The organism is Flavobacterium sp. FG19, from assembly GCF_057809475.1.
Map to the genome: position 1 here is coordinate 46,985 of NZ_JBMDKA010000011.1, position 23,314 is coordinate 70,298.

The window sequence follows — 23,314 nt, forward strand, 5'->3', positions numbered from 1 at the left end:
AAAGCACAATAATTTTTAGTCTGAAAATTCAGTCCGCATCATTCAGGAAAAACTATGTTTTTTAATGGGAACTAAGAAACAGTTCTCAGGTAAGAAATAATGTCCTGGTCTTTTTCAAGAGTCAGTTTTTTTTTCAGGCGGTATTTATGAGTGCGTACGCTGTCCTGATTGATCCCCAGAAGATTGGTAATGTCATTATTGCTCATATTCATCTTGATATAACAGCAGTATTTTAAATCCTTAGAACTTAGAGAAGGATGTCTTTGTGCCAGTGACAATAAAAAATTAGGATTAGACTGTTCGAAATAGATTTTAAAATCATCCCAGAGTTTAGTGTCGTTGGCTACCGCTTTTATCGAATTTACGATCGACATCAGTTCCTGCCGGATTGCATCATTTACATTGGGAAAGAGATATGAAATACGTTCTTTTACCTTTTTAAGGACTTCAACCTTTTGATCAAGTTCCATTACATAATGACTTAGTTCTTTGGTATAATGAATGCTGTTTTTTTTGATTGCCGCTTCAGCAAATGATGAGGTAGTTTTATTTTTAACAGCCGTTTTTTTCAGCAGAAATATAGAACGGATTCTGTAAACCAGAAACTCGGCATTATTAATATGATTATACGAATACGTAAAGACAATACAGTTCTTAGACCAGCACGAAGATTCGCATTCGTTACTTTGAGTTAAACATAAAATAGGAGTATCTAAGTTTTTAGAATTAAAAGGATTGTTCTTTAAAATACTCTGATTATTCCTGAAACATAAAATGATTAGATCCGGATGTAAAGAATCGATGGTACTGTTTAAATCTACTGCCCGGGAAACCGATACTGTGGAGAATGCAAAGTCAGACATAGTCGCTAAAATATTCAGGACTCTCGTTAATACCATAGTATCATCACATCCAATCAATATAGATTTTTTTTCAGGCATTTTTCGGTTAGATTGTTTTTGGAAGCTGGTTTCTTAATTGGACATTAAAAGTAATGATATAGTATACTTTATAGAAAAAATATGTCATAAAACGGGGATTTATTGTCACGAAATTTTCTTTGTTTTTTTAGTTTCACAGTGGCGTAAGGTTGCAGGTATCGGCAATCTTTATTATTTTTATTAAAATGGTGCTGTAAAGCCCGATAATTTTAAAAGAATAATAAAATGAGTAACGAAAAAAAACTAAACGCCGTAGCTTTTGGCGAAGTGCTGTGGGATATTTTTGGAACTGAAAAAAAGATTGGCGGTGCACCGCTCAACGTGGCCTTGAGAATGAAAGCTTTAGGTGCCAATGTAAGTATGATAAGCTGTACAGGAAATGATAAAGACGGTGAGGAAATTATAAAAGAAGTACAACGTTTGGGGCTTGATACAGCGACAATTAGTCAGTCGGAGGAATTTGTTACGGGCTTGGTAAAAGTGACTTTAGACGAGAGTGGTTCTGCTTCTTATGAGATAGTTCATCCTGTTGCCTGGGACCATATTAAACTGAATAACGAAGCCCGTAAAGCCTTAGAAAAAGCGGACGTTTTGATCTATGGAAGTCTGGTCTGCCGTGATAAGGTTTCGAGAAATACCCTTAAAGAACTACTTCATACAGACAGTTATAAAGTATTTGATGTCAACCTGAGAAAGCCGCATTATACGTATGAAATTTTAAAAGAATTAATGCTGTCAGCCGATTTTATAAAGTTTAATGACGAAGAAATTCTGGAGATCGCTTCGGCTTTAGAATCCCCTTTTACAGATCTTGAAAGTAATATGAATTTTATTTCTTCGTTGACCAGTTCGCCTGCAATCTGTGTAACAAGAGGGAAAGACGGAGCTTTACTGTTATGGAAAGACCACCTGTATGAAAATACCGGATATACTGTAAAGGTAGCCGATACGGTTGGTGCTGGAGATTCCTTTCTGGGTGCTTTGATTACTTCACTGCTTACCGGAAAAGAACCACAGGCAGCTTTAAACTTCGCCTGTGCCACAGGAGCACTGGTAGCCGGATCGGCGGGCGCGAATCCTGAGATTCCCGTATCTGAAATTGAAAACCTGATCAGGAAAAACTAAAAAAGATATAGTTTAGACAAGCCCGGTATTTTATAAAATGCCGGGTTTTTTTATATTCTGATAAGAACTGAAGCTTTGCAGACATGGGAAATATGTAAATTTTAAATGTAATTATTTCAACAAAATCAATACGGGCATAGTAACTTGGGGTTTCAAACAACAAGTATGAATGATGAAAAAATTACGAATAGGACTTATTAATATTCACGGACTTTTAAAAGGCTCTGGTCTTGAAATAGGAAGGGACGCTGATAACGGCGGACAAACCAAGTATGTTTACGAACTGGCCGAGTTTTTATCACAGCATGAAGACGTAGAACAGGTTCATTTATTTACCCGTTTAATTGAAGATCCCGCACTTTCTCCCGAATATGCCGTAGGCGTGGAAACTATTAATGAGAAACTGGATATAAGAAGAATTCCCTTTCTGGGTAAAAAATACAAATCGAAGGAACAGTTATGGGAAGGCCTGGACACTTTTGTAAACGGTCTGATGCAGCATATCAAAGAGCATAATATCTATCCCGACTGGCTGCATTCTCATTACGCCGATGCCGGTTATGCAGCGGCCGAATTATCAACAGTTTTAAATATTCCGTTTGCCCATACCGGACATTCACTTGGATTTTATAAAAAGAAAAAACTGCTAGAAGGCGGGGAGAACGAAGAAGAACTCGAAAAAAAATTTAAGTTTAAAACCCGAATAGCAGCCGAAGAAAAAACACTGGAACTCGCAGAGTTTATAGTGACTTCTACCGAACAGGAAATCGAAACCTATAAAGCGTATACCAATTTTGAACTCGGGAAATACCATGCCGTAAGTCCCGGAATCGATACCCGGAAATTTGTTCCGTATTATTATCAGGAAACGGAAAATGACAAACATATGGAAGAAGCACAGCGTAAATACTGGGTTTCCGAAACGATTTCCAAATTCCTGACCAATCCGCATAAACCGCTTATTCTGGCACTTTCGAGACCGGACCGCCATAAAAACCTGAATACTTTAATCGATGTTTACGGAAAAGACAAAGAACTGCAGAGTATTGCCAATCTTGTCATTTTTGCCGGAATCAGAAAAGACATTGCCAAAATGCCCGAGTCGGAGAAAGAAGTTTTAACCGATTTACTGCTCAAAATGGACAAGTACGATTTATACGGTAAAATGGCTATTCCGAAGAAACACGATGTCGAAAATGAAGTTTCGATTATTTACCGTCATGCAGCCGAAAAAAGAGGTGTTTTTGTCAATCTGGCGCTTCATGAAAACTTTGGTTTAACCGTTATAGAATCAGCAAGTTCAGGACTTCCGGTTGTGGTAACGAAAAACGGCGGGCCTTCGGAGATTATTCCGGTCTGCCAGAACGGTGAACTCGTAGATCCGCAGAATGAAGCACAGATCAAAAGAGCACTTCACGACATACTGACCGATGAAAATCAGTGGAAATACTATTCGAATAACGGAGCGATCAATATCCAGAAACATTACAGCTGGCTGAGCCACGTTAATCATTATGTAGAACTGGTTAAAGAAAATTTGTCGCTTTCATCCGGTGCCGGAATCAAAAAACAGCATTACCCAAATATCAATATCCATCGCTTAAAAAGGAAAATAGAAAACCTGCTGGTTTCCGATATCGACGGAACCCTGATAGAGCCCAGATTAAACAATCCCGGACTTAAAGAATTAAAAACACATTTGACCAATCGTACTGATAAAATGGCGTTTGCGATGGCATCAGGCCGGAATCTGGCTTTGGTAAAGAAAGTGATTGATGAAGAGAAATTCCCGTTACCTGATTTTATCATTTGTTCAGTTGGGACAGAGATTTATTATACCAACGGTAACGATTACATTCTGGACAAAGGCTGGGCAAAATTTCTCTCCGGAAGATGGAAAAGGGAAGATATAGTTGAGCGTTTAAAAGAAGTAAAATGGATCAGAATACAGGAAGAAGAAGCACAAAACCCTTATAAAATCTCCTATTATTACGAACAGGAAAACTACGATCACGACGAACTGATCCGGGTTTTAGGAACAGGCTGGTATAAAGTCAATATTATTCCGAGTCACGGACAATACCTCGATTTTATTCCCAAAAGAGCTTCAAAAGGCAATGCCATAAAATTTTTATGCCGAAAATGGAATATTCCGTTAACCAATGTGATTGCCGCCGGGGATTCGGGAAACGATGTCGATATGTTCAGAGGACCAATCAAAGGAATTATAGTAGGAAACCGTAGTGCCGAACTGGAGGCTTACGAAACTACCAAAAGTATTTATGTGGCCAAGACTTCGGCTTCAGAAGGTATTTTGGAAGGTTTAAAACATTATAAAATTATCAAATAAACTCATTTAAAATATCTAAAAAACACAGGATTTATACAGCCTAAAAAGACATTTCACTAGTATAAGCTTTATGTGTTCAGGTATTTGAAAAATTATAGTAACATAAAAAATAAGTAATAAAATGTATTCAGGATCAGGATTCAGCAACTGGGAAATTGGAGATGTTGATGTATTTATAGATGAAAAAGGCGTGCATCATTTGTTTCATCTGATCATTCCCAATCACGATTATATAGCGCATGCAGTGTCCAGCGACGGACTTTCATGGAAAAGGGTAAAAAATGCCTTATTCGTGGGAGACCCGGGAGAATGGGATGACGATATGTTATGGACGATGCATGTCAGTAAAAAATCAAATGGTAAAGGCTACGAAATGTATTATACCGGACTGAAACGTCAGGACAAAGGAATTGAGCAGAAAGTAGGAAGGGCCGTTTCTACCGATTTGATTCACTGGAAAAAAGAAAATTTGTACGAACTGCCTATTAAAAGCGAAGCCCCGCATTATGAAAGCTTTACTAACAATCCGAGGGAGTGGATCAGCTTTAGGGATCCTTTTAAATATACGTACGAAAATGAAGATTATTTGTTAATTTGTGCCCGAAGTGCTTCAGGACCTATTTACCGCAGAGGCTGTATAGGAGTTGCCAAAAGGGAAAAAGAAGGCTTTGTACTTCAGAAACCATTACATATTCCGTATGTATACGATGATGTCGAATGTCCGTGTGTTTTTGAAATTAAAGGCACCCATTATTTATTAGGGTCAATCAGGGAAGATATCAAAGTAAGGTATTGGTCTTCTCCCGAATTTAGAGGCGAATATTGTGCTTTTCATAACAATGTACTGCTGCCGCAGGGCAATTACGCTGCCAGAGTGGTCAAAGAAGGAGAGCACTTTTTAGTTTATAATTTTTATTTTGCCGACGGGAATGTAAATACGCACCGGGTCATACCGCCGCCTAAAGAACTCGATGTCGATAAAAGCGGAAGACTGCTGCTGAAAACGTATTATTTCTGGGAAAAGCTCTATCAGAAAACCATACTTCAAAAAGACCTGCCAAGACCTTTACCGGTTTTGGGAAATCCCACAGCCGATTTTGTTCAGGAAAATGAAAGCAAATGGAGGTTTGGCTGCCGAAGCGGTTACGAAATTTACTGTTTCGAAAAACCCGCAATGGATTTTGTCTGGGAGGGAACCCTGTCTGTAGAAGGAATGGGAAAGACCGGTTTTGTAATTGAATGTGACAAAGAGGGAACAGGCTATTATATCTCCATTGATTTTATGAATGGTTTTGTACAGTTCAGGGCCTGGGGATTTAATGAAAAAGATGTAAAGAACAATTTTATCTTTGAAAACATTCAGACCAACCAGTTTGAGATCCAGGATAACAAACAAATTTATTTTAAAATTATCCGTTATGGTAATTATTACGAACTGTCGATCAACGAAATTGTGAAACTGACCCTGCTCGATTTTAAATACAGCGAAGGTAAAGTAGGTATTTATGTCTGCTCGGCCGTAATATCCATCAGTGATTCAAAAATTCACGCCATTCCCGAACCGGAAAACGAATATGCCGCTTCCGATCCCGAAAAGTATACCAAAGATTACAACAGGATTGTACAGGTAAATGCAGTCTAGGATTTTTACTGAAATTTGGATGTAAATAAATTGGACGCGGATGAAACGGATTTGCTATCGCAAAAACGCTGATTGACGCAGATTTTAAAAATAGAATCCGTTTCATCCGCGTTCCCAATCTATGTTTGCTGCGACAAGTGAAACGCCTTTTAAGCAGTATTAAATTCTATGTTTCTATGTGTTTAAATTAATAAGCAGCAGAAAAAAAATCCGTTTAAATCCACGTTTTCGCACAGCGAATCTGTTTCATCAGCGTCCCTAATCTATGTTTGCTACGACAAGTAAAACGCCTTTTAAGTAGTATTAAACTCTATGTTTCTATGTGTTTAAATTTATAAACGGCTGATAAAAAATCCGTTCAAATCCGTGTCTTCGCACAGCGAACCCGTTTCATCCGCGTCCCATACAAAGCTTTCAAAAAGCCCAAAAATCAAATTCCATCGGCAGAATGCTCCTTTTCGTCGGCAGCTTTTTTTAATAAACCGGAACGAAAATACATTTGGTGAAAATTACATCACTATGTCACTATTCACACCCCTGATCTGGATTTTATTAATCCTTCCGTTTATTGTTTTAGCGTTCTTTAATACCCAAAAGACCCATTTTAAATTTTTAGGATTTTTTCTGCTGTACTTTCTGGCCGACAGTTACCTACAGTATTTAAGCAGGCAGTTTATTTCTCTGGAATTTCTCGGATTAAAATTTGCCTGGGCGGGAAAACTGTTAAGCCTGCTTTTATCTCTTATGATTTTATTTACGGTTACTAAAGAAGATCGGAAAGAAATAGGTTTTACTACACAGACCCATTCACCAAAGCAGCTCAGATTTGGAATACTGTTGTTTTCAGGATTCCTGTTGTTTGATTTTATTTTCAAACTGATTTTATTTCCAAAAGGCGGTACATTCGATTTAGAAACTTTTGTGTTTCAGTCCACAATGCCCGGTTTAACAGAGGAAATTACCTTTAGAGGAATTAGCTTGTGGCTGTTGGATAAAGCCTTTGAGCCCAAATGGAACTGGAAAGGAATCCGTTTTGGATGGGGATTTGTCATTGTAACTGTTATTTTTGGTGTGGCTCATGGAGCGGTTTTAACGGAGGATTATCAGTTTAAATTTGACCTGATCACGATACTGTACCTTACGCTGATCTCTTCTGTAAGTGTTGGTTTTCTGCGAAAATTTTCCGGCAGTCTTATCTATTCCGTTTTAGGACATAATACGATTAATGTACTCAATGCGGTAATCAGGATATTATAAGTAAACTTTTAGGAGCAGATTTAAAAATTTTTATCTTTGAATCTGCTTCTTTTAAAATTATACAATGCAGGATCATATTGTTTTTACAAGTTACCTGACGGCTAAAATAGCCGAACTTGATTTCGGAACTTTTTATACCCGTACCAATCGCATTTTACTTCATACGGCTATGTGGCTGGGATTTTCGCTGCTGTTGTTTATGAGTTATGTTTTAGGGTATCAGCTGTCGAATTTTGAAGCTCTTTTGTTTACCATACGGATGACGACGATAAACATGCTTGTGTTTTATCTCTTTTTTTATCTATTTCTGCCTAAAATAGTTTCCGGAAGCGGAAGAAGGTTAGTGTTTTTATCTTTGGTCACCTTTTTATTCTGCATTTTTTTATGGATTGCGGTTACCTATTTCTTTTCACTTTGGTATCATGCTGCCGGTTTTGAAATAGAAAGCGGAGAGTTAAAAGGTGCTATTGGCAAAAGTGCTGCACAAACCTTTTTTCAGGCCGTTTCTGTAAAAAGAATGATTTCGCAGTTGTTTATTATCGTATCGATTTTAGCACCTTTCTTCTTTGTGAAAATCCTTTTTGAAATTTCAAGGCTGTATAACAGAACTCTGAAAGTACAAAACCAGAAAGCCGAACTTGAGATCCAGAACATCAATATCGAAAAACAGTTTTTAACAGCACAGCTCAATCCGCATTTTCTTTTTAATACCCTGAACAATTTATACGGCCTTTCGATTAAAAAAGACGATTCTGCTCCTGAGGTTATTTTAAACCTTTCGGATATTATGAGTTATACGCTCTATGAATCTAATAATGAAAAGGTTTTACTCAGTAAAGAGCTGGATTTCATTAAAAATTATATCGAGCTTGAAAAAATGCGTTATGCGGCCGGAAAAAATATACGGTTTGTTTTTCCCGAAGACCGGGAGCTTTTCGGACTTTTTATAGCTCCGCTGCTGACGTTTACTTTTATTGAAAATGCATTTAAATATGGTTTACAGAGTGATGGTGAATCGTTTTTGTTTTTGGAAATAAAAATTGTGAACAGACAGTTTTATTTTAAACTTGAAAATGATGCTGGAAAAAGTGTTTCCCAAAATGAATTTGGAGGCATCGGAATTACGAATGTTTCTAAAAGGTTACAGCTCTTATATCCCGAAAAACACGAATTGCGAATTGAAAATCAGAACGGGAAGTTTACCGTAAATTTGAAAATAGATTTAGAAAAATAATGGAAAAGATACACTGTATTGTTATTGATGACGAACCAATTGGCAGGGAAGTGGTAGAAACTTTTATCAAAGAAGTTCCTTTCCTGAATCTTTCGGCTTCTTTTGAAGATCCGGTTCAGGCGTTGTCGTATTTACAGGACAACAGCGTCGATCTTGTTTTCAGCGATATCCAGATGCCTAAAATAAACGGGATGGAACTCCTGCGTTCACTGCTGCATCCGCCACTGGTTATTTTTATTACGGCACATCGTGATTTTGCCCTTGACGGCTTTGATGCCGGGGTAACGGATTATCTGATTAAACCAGTTCGTTTTGAACGTTTTTTAAAAGCTGTCAACCGGGCAAAAGAGCGTATACTGCTTCCTGCTTCTCCGGTGATACAGCAGTCCGGTACCGATAAGATTTTTATAAAGTCAGAAGGGAAACTGGTCAAAATTTTACTGAGCGAAATTTTATATGTGGAAGCGCAGGGAGATTATCTGAAAATTGTGATTCCTTCTGAGACTTTCAGCACGCAGCTTACTCTTAAATCAATGGATGAAATTTTGAATCAGCCCAGCTTTTTTCGTGTACAGCGTTCCTTTATTCTGAATCTTGAAGCGGTGAGAAGTATAAACGGAGGAACAGTAGAACTCATAAACGGCAAATCCATTTCGATTGCGGCCAATAAAAAAGAAGAACTTTTTGCTCTTTTAGGGATAAAATAATCTTAAACCAAATGGTTTACGGATCCGGTTTCCTTAATTTTGTGATTGTTACGGAACTAAAAAATAAAAGTTATGTCGATAAAACAGGAATCAGAATTGATAGGAATGCAGAAAGTCAGCGAGGCAGTGGCGTATACCTTAAAAGAAATGGTACGTTATGCTAAACCAGGAATGAGTACAAAAGAACTGGATGAGTATGGTGCAAAAATCTTAGCTGATTTTGGGGCTCAGTCGGCGCCTTATCTGACTTACGGATTTCCGGGCTGTACCTGCATTAGTGTTGACAATGAATTCTGCCACGGAATTCCTTCTGAAACCCGTATTTTAAAAGAGGGAGACCTGATTAATATTGATGTTTCGGCAGAGTTAAACGGCTTTTGGTCAGATAATGGTGCTTCGTTTGTTATTGGAAATGATGTACATCAGCATAATGATCTGGTAAAAGCTTCTAAAGAGATTCTGCAAATAGCAATCAGCAATATTAAAGGCGGTGTCAAAATTTCGGATATCGGTTTTCTGATGGAAACAGAAGCTAAAAAACGGGGTTACAGAGTAATTAAAAATCTTGGCGGACATGGAATAGGCAGAAGCCTGCACGAAGAACCGGTTGAACTGATGAATTATAAAAACCGTTTTGACCAGCGAAGATTTAAAAAGAATTCGGTTGTAGCGATTGAAACTTTTATAGCCACAGCTTCTAATCTGGCCCTTGAACTTCCTGACGGATGGACAATGGCAGGAAACATGGGCGGTTATATGGCCCAGCACGAACATACTATTGTGGTGACCAACGGAGCTCCGATTATCTTAACCGAAATGAACGGTATTTTTAACTAAAACATAAAAAAAATCCCTTCTGCCAGAAACAGAAGGGATTTATAACTGCAGTATTTTAAGTACTAATTCAAAAGTTTACGACCAATCAGACTTTAAGATTAGTTAATTCCTCCTCCTAAAGCCTTGTACAATACTACTTGCGACTCTGCATTCTTTAACTGAATGTCTACAAAGTCCAGTTCGGCCTGCAGTTTATTTTTCTGAGCATTAATGATTTCAAGATAATTGGCGTAACCGCTCAGATACAAATCATTTGAAACGTTAACGGCAATTTCGAGGTGTTCAATTTCTTTCGATTTATATTTCAAAACATCTACAAACGATTCCGTTCTGTGCAGTAAAGCGCTCAGTTCGTTATAAGCGGTTGTAATAGTGTTTTGATAATGCAGTAACGAAATCTGCTGCCTTTTACCGGATACAAAAAATTCCTGTTTGATCTGGCCTTTATTAAAAACCGGAGCCGTTAAACCGCCCAGTAACTGCCAGGCAAAGGAACCGTTATCAAAGAAAGTAGAAAAAGAAAAAGAATTTAACCCGGCATAACCTCCCAGGTTCAGACTTGGGAAAAAAGCCGCTCTTGCCGCTCTGGCATCTGCATTAGAAGCCAGCAGTTCGTGATAAGCTTCGGAAACATCGGGTCTTTTATGGATCACAGAATCTACGCTTATTTTCTGGTTCAGCACTTCAAGATGACCGGAAAGGAAATCGGAACTTCTTTCAATTGTACCGCCATATTCGCCTAAAAGGTTTAATAAAGCTTTTTCGGTCTGGTCGATACTTAAATTCAGCTGCTCCGCTTCTGCCAGTATATTGTTGTTCTGGGCATTAAACTGCTGTACCGCCAGTTCGGTTGCTTTACCAACAGATCTTTGGGCAGCAATAATATCAAGTGCTTTCTGTTGTGTTTTAAGATTTTTGCTGTAAATAAGAGCCTGTTTGTCCAGTGCAATCAGTTTATAATACAAGTCGGCAATATCGCCCAGTAATCGGGTCTGCAATAAACGCATCCCTTCCTGAGTCGCAAAGAAACGTTCACGTGCTGCTTTTTTACGATTGCTCAGTTTGCCCCAGATATCTGCTTCCCAGGAAACTTTTCCTCCCAGAAACAGATTGGGTGTCACATCTTCATTAATTCTCTGTTTTTCGGTAATATTCTGGGAAAAGTTGGTATCATAATTTCCAACACCTTCCATGGTATATTTTCCAAAATGCGTCCCCGAAAGATCGGCCTGTAAATCTAAAGACGGTAATAATGCAAGTTTCGCAGCTTTTAAATGCGAATTGGCAATTAGAATTCGTTCCTGCATAATTAAATAGTCAGGATTCTGAGCTATCGCTTTTGCTAAAAGCTTGTCCAGATTAGGGTCTTTAAAATACGTTTGTGGTTTTAAAGGAATAAAATCCGTCAGGCTGTCGGCTGCTTTTTTACGTTTCAGATCGAAGTTTTCCGGTAGTTTTCTGACTGCGGTTTCGGTATTGATTTTTGGGGCAGAACAGGCGGTTACCAGCGCGATACTGCCGCAGATGATCGTTCGTTTTAGTATCTCTTTCATTTTTTAATTTTTATTCATTGCTTTTTCTAATTTGGCAAACAGGATGTAAAGTCCCGGAATGATTACCAGTCCGAAAACAGTTCCTATAAGCATTCCTCCGGCAGCAGCCGTACCAATTGAACGGTTACCAACAGCTCCGGCTCCAGTGGCGATACACAGCGGGATCAGTCCGGAGATAAAAGCAAATGAGGTCATCAGAATAGGGCGGAAACGAAGTCTGGCTCCTTCAATAGCCGCTTCGGTAATATCCCTTCCGAGTTTGTTCTGTGCCATAGCAAATTCTACAATCAGAATGGCATTTTTAGCGAGCAGACCAATGAGCATGACGAGGGCCACCTGAGCATAAATATTATTGTCCAGTCCAACCATTAAAAGCGCCAGATAGGAACCAAAGACTCCTACGGGCAGACTTAAAAGCACCGGAAACGGAAGCAGTAAACTTTCATACTGCGCTGCCAGCAGTAAATAAACAAACAGGATACAAAGCGCAAAAATGTAAATCGTCTGGTTGCCCGACAGGATTTCTTCACGTGTCATACCCGACCATTCGAGTTCAAAACGGCTGGGCAGTTTTTCGGCTGCGATTCTTTCAACAGCGGCAATAGCTTCTCCGGAACTGTAACCTTCGGCAGCTTCACCGTTAATCATAGCCGACATATACATGTTGTATCGGGTTAAAACTTCAGGTCCGTAAACGCGTTCGAGTTTAATAAAGGTTGAAAAAGGTACCATTTCCCCGGCATCGTTTTTCAGGTACATGTCCAGTATACTTTCCGGGTTTTTTCTAAACTGCGGACTGGCCTGTACCATTACCTTATACATCTGGGAGAAACGAATAAAGTTGGTAGCGTAAAAAGAACCTAACATGGTTTGTAAAGTAGCCATAGCATTGTCTACCGAAATTCCTTTTTTGGCCGCGAGATCATAATCAATATGAACTAAATACTGCGGGAAAGTAGCATCAAAACTGGTAAAGGAGTTTTGAATTTCCGGTGAAGCGTTCAGTTCTTTGATAAAGTTTTTCGTTACTTCATCAGTATTATTAATAGTTCCTCCGGATTTGTCGAGTAAGCGAAGTTCAAAACCGCTGGTATTACCAAATCCCGGTACGGTTGGCGGTGCAAAAATCTCTATCTGGGCATCGGTAATTCCGCTTGTTTTCTCAGAAAGTTTAGCGATAAATTCGTTTACGGAGATATTGCGCTCTTTCCAGTCTTTTAAGTTAATCATTCCCATTCCGTACGAAGCTCCGGCGATTTCGGTTACAATACTGTATCCGGCCAGCGTAGTTACGTTATCAACACCTTCAATTTGTTTGGCCAGACGGGTCACTTCGTCTAAGGCTTTTTCGGTACGTTCTACAGTGGCTCCCTGCGGAGTAGTTACACTAACATATACCATTCCCTGATCTTCTGACGGAATAAATCCTGAAGGCACAAATTTGCTGGTTCCCCAGGTTAACAGACAAAATACGACCAATAAACCAACAGTAACAGTAGTCCGGTCGGCAAATTTTACAAGTACCTTGATATATTTAGAGGTTACATTATCAAACCAGTGATTGAAACGGTGAAAAAATTTGTCCAGTAAAGAAGTTTTTTCTTTGTTCGAATCGTGTGCTTTAAGCATGATAGCGCAAAGTGCCGGAGTAAGGGTAAGGGCATTAACCCCCGAAATTACAATACTGATCGCCATGGTAAGCGAAAACTGCCTGTAGAAAACCCCAACCGGACCGCTCAGGAAAGCTACCGGAATAAATACAGCCGCCATAACGATGGTAATGGCAATAATAGCTCCGGTAATTTCTTTCATAGCACTAATGGTCGCCGGCAGCGGATCCATATGTTCTTCGGAAATTTTAACGTGTATGGCTTCGACTACGACAATTGCATTATCGACCACGATTCCAATCGAAAGTACCAAAGCAAAAAGCGTTAATAAATTGATAGAGAATCCCATCATCGACATAAAGGTAAATGACCCAATTAGAGCGACGGGTACAGCGAGTACCGGAATTAAGGTCGAACGCCAGTCCTGCAAGAAGATAAAAACGACAAAAGCCACGAGTATAAAAGCTTCGATCAGGGTTCGTAAAACCTCGTCGATAGAAGCGTCAAGAAAACGGGAAACGTCGTAAGCAATATTATAATCCATTCCGGGAGGGAAAGAAGTACCTTTTAGTTCGGCCATTTTTTCTTTTACGCTGGCAATAACTTCAGATGCATTAGAACCCGGGCGCTGTTTCAGCATGATAGAAGCCGAAGGTTTACCATCGGTTTTAGAAACCATTCCGTAGCTCATCGCACCAAATTCGATATTCGAGATGTCTTTCAATCGTAAAATCGTTCCGTCAGGATTTGCCCGTAACGGAATTTCTTCATATTGTTTCGGTTCAAAGAATTTTCCGCCGTATTTAATGACATACTGCAGCTGGTTGTCTAATTGTCCGGATCCTTCACCCACTTTACCCGGAGCGGCCGAAATATTTTGTTTTTGAAGGGAATTGATTACTTCATTGGCTGAAATATTATAGGAAAGCATTTTTTGCGGATCCAGCCAGACACGCATAGAGTATTCTTTCTGCCCCATGATTTCGGCACGTCCGACCCCGTCGATACGTTTTAGTTCCTGAAGGATATTAATATCGGTAAAGTTAAAGATAAACTGTTCATCCTGAGTTTTATCGGTACTTGTGATATTCAGGTACATCAGCATACTGTTTACCTCTTTTTCGGTCGTTACTCCCGCACGGATTACTTCTTCGGGCAGTTCATCGAGTATCGTGGTGACACGGTTCTGAACGTTTACGGCTGCCAGATCGGGATCGGTGCCTACTTCAAAGAAAACCTGGATCAGTGTTAAACCGTCATTTGAAGTTACGGTTGACATATAGGTCATACCCGGAACCCCGTTTATGGCACGTTCTAACGGAAGGGCCACAGCATTGGCCGAAACTTCGGCATTAGCTCCTGTATATTTGGCTGTAACAGTTACAGAGGGAGGTACAATGTCCGGAAATTGTGTAATAGGAAGCTGGAACAAAGCCAGTAATCCTAAAAGTACTATCATAACCGAGATGATTAATGATAATATTTTTCTTTTGATAAACATTTCTATCATTTGGAAATCTTTTTAATATATACTGAATTAAAGGCTTACGTTTTGGGTTTCTTTAATGTTGATCTTGTCGCCGTCGCGTAAAGACTGAATGCCTTCCTGAACAATAAGATCATTGTTTTTTAGTCCTTTGTTTAAAATGTATACATCATCAAGAGTACTTCCAATGGTAACGTTGGTCATTTTTACGACCCCTTCTTTATTTACCAGAAATACAAATTGTTTGTCCTGAATAGAAAAAACGGCTTTCTGCGGAATTATAATGGCATTGGTTTTAGGCTCCGAAATAATAAGTTTTCCGGAAGTTCCGTGTTTAATAAACCCCTGCGGATTTTGGAATTTTGCTTTGTACTGAATAGATCCGGTCTGTCTGTCGATTTCCCCGTCGGCAGTTCTTAGTTCACCTTTTTGGTTGTACACCATTCCGTTGGGCAGTACCAGTTTGATATCTTCCTGTGTATTCAGGCTTTTATCAGTCATCATCTGGAAATAGATGTTTTCAGGAATAGAGAAATAGGCGTATACATAATCCAGCTGGGAAACGGTGGTAAGCAGCGAACCGTTTTCTACGAGACTTCCTTCTTTAAACGGAATTCGGTCAATAGTACCGTCAAACGGTGCTCTTAGGGTTGTAAAACTAATCTGCTGGTTGATAGCTTTTCTTTCGGCCACAGCATGGGCCACTTTTGCAGAAGCCGCATCGTGTTTGGCTTTGGATAATTCTAATTCTTTGTCGGCAATTACTTTTTTATTAAAAAGGGTTTGTGCCTGTTCCAGCTCAACGTTGGCGATTCGTAAGTCGGCCATACTGCTTTTGTAAACGGCTTCGGCTTTTAAAAGCTGTATCTGCAGTTCTACATCGCTTATTTTAAATAAAAGCTGTCCTTTTTTTACTTTTTGGCCTTCGCTTACATATACTTTATCGAGTAAACCCGGAATACGAACGTGAATTTCGACATTGTTTTTGGCATGTACGTCAGCAACAAAACGGTTAGAAACCACGGTATCTTTTAAAGTTACCTTGTAAACAGGCAGTGTTTTAACTTTTTCGGTGTTTTTTTTGGCTTTATCTCCGCACGAGACTAACACGAACAGGGATAAAATCGAGATGAAAAATGAATTGTTTTTAGTGCTCATAATTAATTTAGGTATAATATAAATAAATAGATTCTCTCCCTTACAACGGCAGCTGCAGGGAGTTTAAATTTGGTTTAGGTAAAAAAATGAAAAGGGTACCCAATACCATCTTTTCAGACAGTTTTGAGTATTTGAAGTATTTTTATTTATGCCAATACAAACTCTTGTGCAGGGTTAGATACACCAAGGCGTTACCGTTAAAAAACGGCAGGTATAAAAATAAAAAACGTGATGCTGTAAACTAGAACAATTGGTAAAGGTGAAGATAGGTATGACGCTGGATCTGGTATACAGAAGCTATACCATATATAAGGCTTTGTTTGTAAAGCTTAAATTTAACAAGGTTGCTGTAATAAGGAGCTTTTAAGGTGCTGTTTTCTAGTGTGTTTGCCCTTATTTTTAGCTTCTTCTTTGCAATATAATGTACCTGTAGTTCTTTGTTTTGAATGTCGGAAGAAGATAACTGCGGAATATCGGCAGCAGCAGTTTCGCAAAGGTTTTTACAGACAGCAGTCTCAGCATGATATTTATAAGATTCCGTACTTCTTATAAACAGAAGCAGGAATAATACAAGTAAACAGGCGAATTTTGTTTTTTTCATGGAGACAATCCGAAGATTTTAATTTTCTTTGAGGTTAAGACAGGCTTATATGTAATGGGGTCAAATATACTAATTTGAGAAGTAACCTCTTCTTAATTTTTTCTAAAAAAGTTAAAGAAAAAGGGCAGTATTATGGCAATTCCTACAGAATTGTTTCGTAATTTGGTTTTTTAATTGATATTCTCCAATATATGCCCCAAAATCCCTCTCCCGAAGATGTCAAAAAGATTTTTGATTCCTATTATCCTTCCAATACCAATATCTGGGATGCGTTTTCTGATAAAATTGAAGTACGCAGGTTTAAAAAATCACAGGTAATAAAGGAATATCAACAGGTCGAAAAATACCTTAATATCATTATAAAAGGTTCTGCAGGTTTGTTTGTATGGGACGGAAGCCGGGATATCTGTATCAATCTGCTCTACGAAAAATCGTTTATAAGCGATTATCTTTCTTTTTTGAATCAAAAACCGTCTGTTATTAAAGTCGAAGCCCTGGAAGATCTTACCTTATGGTCGATTACACATACTGATCTTAAAGAACTTTACAGTCGTTCTGAAGCCGGATTAAGGGTCGGGAAAGCAGTTTCGGAAATGCTTTACATGCAGAAACAGCAACAGCAGATTGACCTGCTCACGCTTTCGCCCCAGGACCGTTACCTAAAACTTATTGAATCCCGACCGGAAATATTTCAGCGGACTCCTTTAAAAATTATAGCTTCGTATCTGGGGCTGACAGCAGAGAGTTTAAGCCGGATCCGAAAAAGAATTACAGAAAAGTAATTTCTTACCCAAAGTCAATTTTATTCTTACAGTCATTGTATAAGTTTGTCATAGATAATCAAACCCAAAACTTATACATATGAAACGTAACCTTAATTATGCAGCCATTGCCCTTTTTTATATCATTGCCGTTATCTGCCGATTTGTGGCGGTTAAAACAGATTTAATTCAGAATAATGTTCACGACTATTTTTTTATTTTACTTCGTGGTATAGGGCCGGCTTTAGGTGCTTTTATTGCGATAAAGGTATTCTCGATTAAAACCTCACTTTCTTTAAAAGGAATATATAAAACTCTAGTATTGCCATTTGCAGTATACTGGCTGATTCCGGCTATTTTAGTTCCGACTTTATACTATTTTAAATATGGGAATTTTCCAATTGTATTTGCATTTACGGTTTTAGTATACGGACTGCTGGAGGAAATTGGCTGGAGAGGTTTTTTACAGGAACAGCTAAAAGGACTTCCAACATTTTACTCGACTCTGATTATTGCCGTTCTTTGGTTTGTGTGGCATCTTAACCTGAATATGACACCTACCAATATGATCTTTTTAGGGATTATATTCTTTGGCAGCTGGGGAATTGGTAAGATTTATTCTAAAACCGGTTCACTTCTGGCAGTAGCCGGGGTTCACTCACTAAATAATTTCTTTGTAAAAGGAATACAGGATGAAGAACTGCTTTTAATTATTGTTCTATTGATCATCTGGATTGGATTTGTAATTTTTTACGACCGAAAATTTAAACCAGAACCTGTTTTAGAAAACTAAGAACCAGCCTTCTTTTTATATTTTTTTAGCAAAGCCAATGATACTGATCCCTCATTGGCTTTTTTTTTCCTGCTTCTTTACTTAATCGATCTTGTAACTATCATCGGAAAAACTATCGATTTCACGATCGTTTTCGTCGTAATCTTCGATCAGGTCATCATCCAGGTCGTTTTCGTCTAAATCATCATCTTCGTCCCAGTCGTCTTCGTCTCTTTCAGAAAAACTATAAAAGGTTTCGTTACTGTAATTTTTAATCGGGTCTGTGCCGTTATAATCGTCCGGATTATAATTACGACTGTTATCTGTTATCATAAAAATCTGTTTTAATGGATTTATCGTATATAATTTTCGATTCAAAAATAAGAATACTGCAGCCCGGCAGTCTTATAGCATTTCGGCCGTTATTTACTTAATTATAAGGAGTATTTAAAACCGGAAAAATAGGATTTTCTATTTTGTTCATAAGGTGTTGATAAATAATAGGTTGCAGTATGTGTTAAAAAAAATCTTCGAATAATTATTTCTTATAAATTTATAATAGAATGAGAGTTAACTAATTAAAAAATGTTTACCAATGGAAAGAGCTATAAAATTACAGGTTCGCAAAGAACTGGACGGCAGGCAGCAGCTGAACGTAATTAAACTGAAAGGCAGTTTAATATCTAAAGGATATACGGAGATTATTCATATTAGTGATCAGGATGATGAATTTCATATCAATTCTTTTGAAACTAAACTGGAAGCCCGTAACGAAGTCAGAGAGTTTATACAGGATTTTATAATTAAGGAAGACCTTAGTAACACGATAAGCGTATTGGTGAAATAGACTTTTTTTCTTTTATCAGGCTTTATAATTATATCATTTTTTAGATTTGATAACGTATTTTATTTCTGTAAACGCTTAAAAACGAGTAATTTTACTTATCAGTATCAGAAAAAACAACTGTAACTTAGATTATTATCCGGTTAGTAAATTAGTGTGTCAGTTAAAAATTCAAAAAAATGAGTCATAAAGAACCCAAACCTGCCAGAATTCTAAACCTGCCTTTGTTAGAAGAATTATTTGAAAGGTTTTCTCTGACGAGAGAACCGGATTCTGAGTATTTTAGTCTCAATACACCTGAAAATAATGCAGAACGTATTGTTTTTAATCTGGTCACAACAAATGGCCGGATCCGTCCTACAATGAGAAATGTGCATTGTACAGGACAAAATGAAGATTACGATTCTTATCAGTCCTTTGTGATTGAACCTCTTATAAACGGAACCGGTATAGTGGTCATCCTAATGAAACTGGATGATAACAAACTATTTCACTGCAACCTTAGAATTCTTCCTCTAAATACTCTGAAGGATATTACAGAACCAGAGTACGGATCTGCAAAACTGACTTTAAATCTGGACAAATCTAACTGTATCCTGAAGAATGATGTGGTTCTGGAACGCTCCGATACGGGCATTGATTTGTTCTGGAACAACGATGTCAACGTAGACGCGATTGAAAGTATGGAAACTATTCCTTTAGAAATTAAAGAGTTAAAAAGAGCACTTGAATTTCAGGGATCCAAATTGGCGGCACATTATTATTCTGAAATCATGGATATTTTTATGGAGAATAATTCTGCTAATCAAAATACAGCCTTATTTGTAAGCGGAAAAATTCTGGAACTTCCCTCAAGTGTGGTAGAAGAATTGGTTTTGGCCAATATTTTGGCAGGCAATATTGCTATTGAAATTACAGGTTCGAACGTTATCAAAGACACAAACAGAGACTGGACTGCCGCTGGCGAATTTATTACGTACCTTTTATAATAAGGAAGATTTTCATTACCGGTGCTTTTTTCGGTCACTAATTTTTACGGTTGGGAGCCTCAAAATGTCTGTTCGGTAAGTTTAAAAGAAATCAAAACGATTAATTAAGCACTTTTACGTTAAAAATGTTTAATTGATCCTATTATGACCCCTCAGCTTACTATAATCGCCGCCACTAATTTTTCTTCGATAGCCAATAATGCCGTTACTTATGCCGCCGGTCTTGCCAAAGCAACGGGCGCAAAACTTGTTTTATTTAATTCATTTTCCTTAAGTGTCCATAGTGCCAATTCGCTGATTACGGCCGAATCCATGCAGAAACAGATGGACAGGGCGGCTTCGAGATTAAGCACATTAGCTTCAGAAATTGCCGGTTTATTTACCATATCAACAGAAAGTATCTGCAGTTATTCTTTTTTAGAAGATGAACTGCCTTCTATTATCAGCTCTGTTAACGCCAATCTTGTGGTTATGGGAATGGCAGAACGTTCCCTTGAACAGGATTTATTAGGGAATTCAACGACTTCAGTCATTAAAAATTTAAATATCCCCGTTCTCGCGGTTCCGCAGAATGCCCGTTTTAACAATGCCCAGAAAATACTGTATGCCTGTGATACCCTGAGTTTATCTTCGATCAGAAGGTTTAGCTGGATCAGACAGGTAATTGGGAATCTGGGATCTGAAATTGAATTTTTCAGTGTTGATAAAAAACTGGACGATATTAAAGAAGAACAGGGCAAAATTTTACTCAATTCCAGTATCGAAAAAGAATTTGAAGATGTAAAATACATCTATAAAAACGTAAGGTCGAACGCGGTAATCAATGAAATTAGAAAAGAAATTGAAAATTTTGGTGCTGATATTCTTGTAATGGTACCTCAAAAATATGGTTTCTGGGATTCGTTAGTCCACAGAAGTAAAACCAGAATAATGGCAGCAGGTTTAGATATTCCGTTGTTGTCTATTCCTAAAAACTGATTGTAATAAACAGCATATGAAGACGCGTACCCTAAAAACTTCAGTTTTGCTTAGTGTGCTTCCGGTATTTTTTCTGATATCGGGAAGTTTATCATTTTTTAAACCTTCCTTGTCTTTATACAGAATAGATGCTTATGACCTTCTGATTCTGTTTACCATTATAACAGCCGGAAGTTATCTTTTTTTAAGAGACAGCATTTCAGCGCTTATTAGTTTTGGCTGTACTGTCAGTTCGATGTTTGGAATACTTTTTTTTATCGATTTGTTCAAAGTACCCTATTCGTCGCTGATAGCCGCAGCCATAATAATAAGTCTGGTTTTTTCACTGGTCATCAATACCATTTTACTCCTTATTTTCCATCAGCGTAAAAAAGGGGCAGATTATGGCGTGCAAACTGCTGTAAAAGAAATCTGGTCCACAGGTTTCTGGAGCATACTGCTTTCTTTCGGCACTTTGCTTCTGCTGGTTTTCCTGCTTACATTTCAGTGTCAGGCCTTTGTTAATATTGATTTTGTGCTGATTAGTACAGCCGGATTTACTGTGGCTTTAATTAACGGATTTGCGCTTCTGCCTTTGGCGGCTGGCGTATGGCTCGGACATATAAATGAAGAAAGACAGCAGGACAATCTGAAACTAACTTTTTCTGAAAACCTTCTTTTAAAGTTTAACAGCACGGTAGAAAAAACAGCTTCATTTTTAATCTGGGTAATAAGTCCGGTTATTAATCATAAAAAAGCGGCGTTTGCTGTTACGGCTCTTTTTTTAGTATTGATTCTTAGTTTTATCCCTGATTTTTTTGACGGCATCATGTTCGATGGTGATTCTAAAAGTCAGTATTTTATCACTGCCGCTGTGCTGTTTTATTTAGTAATTGTAATGCGGTATCAAAGTTACATTCTGGCTTTAATACCTGTTTTTTCAATACTTTTAAATTACCTGCTGATTGAAGAATTGTCAAGGGTTTTGTTCTGGAATTCCGAAATTCTGATGCAGGTCTGCTTTTTCAGCAGTATGATCATCTCGGTTACAGGTGCTTATCTTCAGACCGATATGGCTTTCGATTCTTATAAAAAGAATCCCAATATAAAAGAAGCGGTTTTAAACGCAGGCTCCAAAACACTGTACATGCTTTTTGGTACTTCGGTAATAATGGTGCTTTTTATCAGCTTTTCAGTTTACCTGAGCGATATAAACAGTATTACGTATCAGGAATTACTTTTGGCTGCAGCCATCATATTCCTTTCCGCTTTTATATTCCTTTTTCCAATGCCGGTATTTCAGTATGTATTTTTAGGTTTATACCAGTATTATACTAAACCGGGCAGAAAAAAAGTTAATAGTGTATACCTTTAAAAATTAAAATAAAAACAAATAACAAAAACAAACAAACAACAAATGAAGGCAGTAATAACAGCTATAGGCGGTTTTGTACCCACTTCAATCCTCGATAATAAAGCCATTTCAGAAACTGTTGAAACGACTGAAGAATGGATTGAAAAAAGAACCGGAATAAAAGAACGACGTATTGCCGTAGGAAAAGGTACCTCAGACCTGGCCTGCGCAGCAATTGAAAATTTGATGGACCATTATGAGGTCGAAGCTTCAGAAATTGAAGCCCTGATACTGGCCACAGCCACGCCGGATCATCTTCTGGCACCAACAGCCAGTAAAATATGTGAGCAGAGCGGACTCATAAATGCGTTTGGCTTTGACATGAACGGAGCCTGCAGCGGGTTTCTTTACGCACTCGAAATGGGAGCCACCCTGATCGAAAGCGGGCGCTATAAAAAAGTGATGATAGTAGGCGCCGACAAAATGAGTTCGATCGTTGATTATGAAGACCGTAATACCTGTATTTTATTTGGAGACGGAGCAGGAGCGGTGCTTCTGGAAGCTTCTGAAACGGAATATGGTGTGATGAAAAGTATTTTGAGAACAGACGGAAGCGGTACTTCCTCTTTGGTAGTTCCGGCCGGAGGTTCTAAATTCCCTGCCAGTATGCAGAGTATCCTGCACCGTAAACATTATATCAGACAGGAAGGGGCTTTTGTATTTAAAAGAGCAGTCGAATCCATGTCGAGTGTTTCAAAAGAAGTTTTGATCAGTAACGGACTCGAAGCTGATGAAATTGACTGGGTAATTCCGCATCAGGCCAATCTTCGCATTATCAATGCCGTTAGTGAAAGCCTGGAAATAGCACCCGAAAAAGTAAAAGTAAATATCGAACGATACGGTAATACCACTTCGGCTACGATTCCGTTGTGTTTATGGGATTTTGCTGCCGATTTCAAGGAAGGGCAGAACCTGCTGATAACCACTTTTGGTGCCGGATTTTCATGGGGAGCAGCCTGTTTAAAATGGGGTGTGATGAGACCAAAGAGAACAGGAAGTTCCTTGAAAACCAATGTTCCAAAGGAAAATGTTTTAGTAGAACAGGAATAAAAACGCTTTAAAAGAACAGGGTATTT

20 protein-coding genes are annotated in these 23,314 nt (G+C 38.3%); 14 read left to right on the forward strand and 6 right to left on the reverse strand.

Annotation, left to right across the window (positions count from 1 at the left end; all coding sequences use genetic code 11):
- Nucleotides 1–71: 71 nt before the first annotated feature.
- On the reverse strand, nucleotides 72–941 hold the full coding sequence (locus ACODST_RS12525; RefSeq protein WP_488932446.1) for a helix-turn-helix transcriptional regulator: 870 nt from the start codon (nucleotides 939–941) through the stop codon (nucleotides 72–74).
- Nucleotides 942–1,166: 225 nt separating this feature from the next.
- On the opposite strand from ACODST_RS12525, the gene ACODST_RS12530 reads away from it, so the two are divergent.
- The 7 genes from ACODST_RS12530 (at nucleotide 1,167) to map (ending at nucleotide 10,093) form a co-directional block, all read left to right on the forward strand.
- Nucleotides 1,167–2,066 carry a carbohydrate kinase family protein gene (locus ACODST_RS12530; RefSeq protein ID WP_488932447.1) on the forward strand — a complete coding sequence of 300 codons (900 nt, stop codon included), beginning with the start codon at nucleotides 1,167–1,169 and terminating at the stop codon, nucleotides 2,064–2,066.
- A gap of 169 nt (nucleotides 2,067–2,235) precedes the next feature.
- Nucleotides 2,236–4,416: an HAD-IIB family hydrolase gene (locus tag ACODST_RS12535; RefSeq protein WP_488932448.1), complete on the forward strand. Its 2,181-nt coding sequence runs from the start codon at nucleotides 2,236–2,238 to the stop codon at nucleotides 4,414–4,416.
- A gap of 121 nt (nucleotides 4,417–4,537) precedes the next feature.
- Nucleotides 4,538–6,058 (forward strand): glycoside hydrolase family protein, encoded by a 1,521-nt coding sequence (locus ACODST_RS12540; protein WP_488932449.1) that lies wholly within the window; start codon nucleotides 4,538–4,540, stop codon nucleotides 6,056–6,058.
- A gap of 519 nt (nucleotides 6,059–6,577) precedes the next feature.
- Nucleotides 6,578–7,315: a CPBP family glutamic-type intramembrane protease gene (locus tag ACODST_RS12545; protein WP_488932450.1), complete on the forward strand. Its 738-nt coding sequence runs from the start codon at nucleotides 6,578–6,580 to the stop codon at nucleotides 7,313–7,315.
- 64 nt (nucleotides 7,316–7,379) lie between these two features.
- Nucleotides 7,380–8,549: a sensor histidine kinase gene (locus ACODST_RS12550; protein ID WP_488932451.1), complete on the forward strand. Its 1,170-nt coding sequence runs from the start codon at nucleotides 7,380–7,382 to the stop codon at nucleotides 8,547–8,549.
- Nucleotides 8,549–9,256, forward strand: coding sequence for a LytR/AlgR family response regulator transcription factor (locus tag ACODST_RS12555; protein ID WP_488932452.1), 708 nt, complete (start codon nucleotides 8,549–8,551; stop codon nucleotides 9,254–9,256). Before ACODST_RS12550 ends, ACODST_RS12555 begins: the two co-directional genes overlap by 1 nt.
- Before the next feature lie 72 nt (nucleotides 9,257–9,328).
- Nucleotides 9,329–10,093, forward strand: a complete 765-nt coding sequence (gene map, locus ACODST_RS12560; RefSeq protein WP_488932453.1) for a type I methionyl aminopeptidase — start codon at nucleotides 9,329–9,331, stop codon at nucleotides 10,091–10,093.
- Nucleotides 10,094–10,191: 98 nt separating this feature from the next.
- Here map and ACODST_RS12565 read toward each other — a convergent pair whose 3' ends face one another.
- The 4 genes from ACODST_RS12565 to ACODST_RS12580 all read right to left on the reverse strand — a co-directional run bounded on the left by ACODST_RS12565 (nucleotide 10,192) and on the right by ACODST_RS12580 (nucleotide 16,501).
- Nucleotides 10,192–11,646 carry an efflux transporter outer membrane subunit gene (locus ACODST_RS12565; protein ID WP_488932454.1) on the reverse strand — a complete coding sequence of 485 codons (1,455 nt, stop codon included), beginning with the start codon at nucleotides 11,644–11,646 and terminating at the stop codon, nucleotides 10,192–10,194.
- 3 nt (nucleotides 11,647–11,649) lie between these two features.
- Nucleotides 11,650–14,766, reverse strand: a complete 3,117-nt coding sequence (locus ACODST_RS12570; protein WP_488932455.1) for an efflux RND transporter permease subunit — start codon at nucleotides 14,764–14,766, stop codon at nucleotides 11,650–11,652.
- 27 nt (nucleotides 14,767–14,793) lie between these two features.
- Nucleotides 14,794–15,900, reverse strand: coding sequence for an efflux RND transporter periplasmic adaptor subunit (locus ACODST_RS12575; RefSeq protein WP_488932456.1), 1,107 nt, complete (start codon nucleotides 15,898–15,900; stop codon nucleotides 14,794–14,796).
- A gap of 241 nt (nucleotides 15,901–16,141) precedes the next feature.
- The gene (locus ACODST_RS12580) at nucleotides 16,142–16,501 is read right to left on the reverse strand and encodes a hypothetical protein (protein ID WP_488932457.1); all 360 of its coding nucleotides are present in this window, start codon (nucleotides 16,499–16,501) and stop codon (nucleotides 16,142–16,144) included.
- A gap of 191 nt (nucleotides 16,502–16,692) precedes the next feature.
- On the opposite strand from ACODST_RS12580, the gene ACODST_RS12585 reads away from it, so the two are divergent.
- The gene (locus ACODST_RS12585) at nucleotides 16,693–17,283 is read left to right on the forward strand and encodes a Crp/Fnr family transcriptional regulator (protein ID WP_488932458.1); all 591 of its coding nucleotides are present in this window, start codon (nucleotides 16,693–16,695) and stop codon (nucleotides 17,281–17,283) included.
- 79 nt (nucleotides 17,284–17,362) lie between these two features.
- On the forward strand, nucleotides 17,363–18,055 hold the full coding sequence (locus ACODST_RS12590; RefSeq protein WP_488932459.1) for a CPBP family intramembrane glutamic endopeptidase: 693 nt from the start codon (nucleotides 17,363–17,365) through the stop codon (nucleotides 18,053–18,055).
- Between the two features lie 81 nt (nucleotides 18,056–18,136).
- Here ACODST_RS12590 and ACODST_RS12595 read toward each other — a convergent pair whose 3' ends face one another.
- Nucleotides 18,137–18,367: a hypothetical protein gene (locus ACODST_RS12595; protein WP_488932460.1), complete on the reverse strand. Its 231-nt coding sequence runs from the start codon at nucleotides 18,365–18,367 to the stop codon at nucleotides 18,137–18,139.
- Between the two features lie 262 nt (nucleotides 18,368–18,629).
- On the opposite strand from ACODST_RS12595, the gene ACODST_RS12600 reads away from it, so the two are divergent.
- From ACODST_RS12600 to ACODST_RS12620, 5 genes are all read left to right on the forward strand, one after another.
- Nucleotides 18,630–18,881, forward strand: a complete 252-nt coding sequence (locus tag ACODST_RS12600; RefSeq protein ID WP_488932461.1) for a hypothetical protein — start codon at nucleotides 18,630–18,632, stop codon at nucleotides 18,879–18,881.
- Nucleotides 18,882–19,057: 176 nt separating this feature from the next.
- Entirely contained in the window at nucleotides 19,058–19,867 is an 810-nt protein-coding gene (locus tag ACODST_RS12605) for a hypothetical protein (RefSeq protein ID WP_488932462.1), read from the forward strand.
- A 144-nt stretch (nucleotides 19,868–20,011) separates the two neighbouring features.
- Complete coding sequence (locus tag ACODST_RS12610) at nucleotides 20,012–20,845, forward strand: universal stress protein (RefSeq protein ID WP_488932463.1); 834 nt, start codon at nucleotides 20,012–20,014, stop codon at nucleotides 20,843–20,845.
- Between the two features lie 16 nt (nucleotides 20,846–20,861).
- Nucleotides 20,862–22,199, forward strand: a complete 1,338-nt coding sequence (locus tag ACODST_RS12615) for a hypothetical protein (protein WP_488932464.1) — start codon at nucleotides 20,862–20,864, stop codon at nucleotides 22,197–22,199.
- 42 nt (nucleotides 22,200–22,241) lie between these two features.
- Nucleotides 22,242–23,288 (forward strand): 3-oxoacyl-ACP synthase III family protein, encoded by a 1,047-nt coding sequence (locus ACODST_RS12620; RefSeq protein WP_488932465.1) that lies wholly within the window; start codon nucleotides 22,242–22,244, stop codon nucleotides 23,286–23,288.
- Nucleotides 23,289–23,314 lie beyond the last annotated feature (26 nt).

Excerpts from the sequence above, each read along its gene's own strand:
- ACODST_RS12525 (WP_488932446.1), bottom strand. The coding sequence starts at position 941 with ATGCCTGAAAAAAAATCTATATTGATTGGATGTGATGATACTATGGTA.
- ACODST_RS12530 (WP_488932447.1), top strand. The coding sequence starts at position 1,167 with ATGAGTAACGAAAAAAAACTAAACGCCGTAGCTTTTGGCGAAGTGCTG.
- ACODST_RS12535 (WP_488932448.1), top strand. The coding sequence starts at position 2,236 with ATGATGAAAAAATTACGAATAGGACTTATTAATATTCACGGACTTTTA.
- ACODST_RS12540 (WP_488932449.1), top strand. The coding sequence starts at position 4,538 with ATGTATTCAGGATCAGGATTCAGCAACTGGGAAATTGGAGATGTTGAT.
- ACODST_RS12545 (WP_488932450.1), top strand. The coding sequence starts at position 6,578 with ATGTCACTATTCACACCCCTGATCTGGATTTTATTAATCCTTCCGTTT.
- ACODST_RS12550 (WP_488932451.1), top strand. The coding sequence starts at position 7,380 with ATGCAGGATCATATTGTTTTTACAAGTTACCTGACGGCTAAAATAGCC.
- ACODST_RS12555 (WP_488932452.1), top strand. The coding sequence starts at position 8,549 with ATGGAAAAGATACACTGTATTGTTATTGATGACGAACCAATTGGCAGG.
- map (WP_488932453.1), top strand. The coding sequence starts at position 9,329 with ATGTCGATAAAACAGGAATCAGAATTGATAGGAATGCAGAAAGTCAGC.
- ACODST_RS12565 (WP_488932454.1), bottom strand. The coding sequence starts at position 11,646 with ATGAAAGAGATACTAAAACGAACGATCATCTGCGGCAGTATCGCGCTG.
- ACODST_RS12570 (WP_488932455.1), bottom strand. The coding sequence starts at position 14,766 with ATGATAGAAATGTTTATCAAAAGAAAAATATTATCATTAATCATCTCG.
- ACODST_RS12575 (WP_488932456.1), bottom strand. The coding sequence starts at position 15,900 with ATGAGCACTAAAAACAATTCATTTTTCATCTCGATTTTATCCCTGTTC.
- ACODST_RS12580 (WP_488932457.1), bottom strand. The coding sequence starts at position 16,501 with ATGAAAAAAACAAAATTCGCCTGTTTACTTGTATTATTCCTGCTTCTG.
- ACODST_RS12585 (WP_488932458.1), top strand. The coding sequence starts at position 16,693 with ATGCCCCAAAATCCCTCTCCCGAAGATGTCAAAAAGATTTTTGATTCC.
- ACODST_RS12590 (WP_488932459.1), top strand. The coding sequence starts at position 17,363 with ATGAAACGTAACCTTAATTATGCAGCCATTGCCCTTTTTTATATCATT.
- ACODST_RS12595 (WP_488932460.1), bottom strand. The coding sequence starts at position 18,367 with ATGATAACAGATAACAGTCGTAATTATAATCCGGACGATTATAACGGC.
- ACODST_RS12600 (WP_488932461.1), top strand. The coding sequence starts at position 18,630 with ATGGAAAGAGCTATAAAATTACAGGTTCGCAAAGAACTGGACGGCAGG.
- ACODST_RS12605 (WP_488932462.1), top strand. The coding sequence starts at position 19,058 with ATGAGTCATAAAGAACCCAAACCTGCCAGAATTCTAAACCTGCCTTTG.
- ACODST_RS12610 (WP_488932463.1), top strand. The coding sequence starts at position 20,012 with ATGACCCCTCAGCTTACTATAATCGCCGCCACTAATTTTTCTTCGATA.
- ACODST_RS12615 (WP_488932464.1), top strand. The coding sequence starts at position 20,862 with ATGAAGACGCGTACCCTAAAAACTTCAGTTTTGCTTAGTGTGCTTCCG.
- ACODST_RS12620 (WP_488932465.1), top strand. The coding sequence starts at position 22,242 with ATGAAGGCAGTAATAACAGCTATAGGCGGTTTTGTACCCACTTCAATC.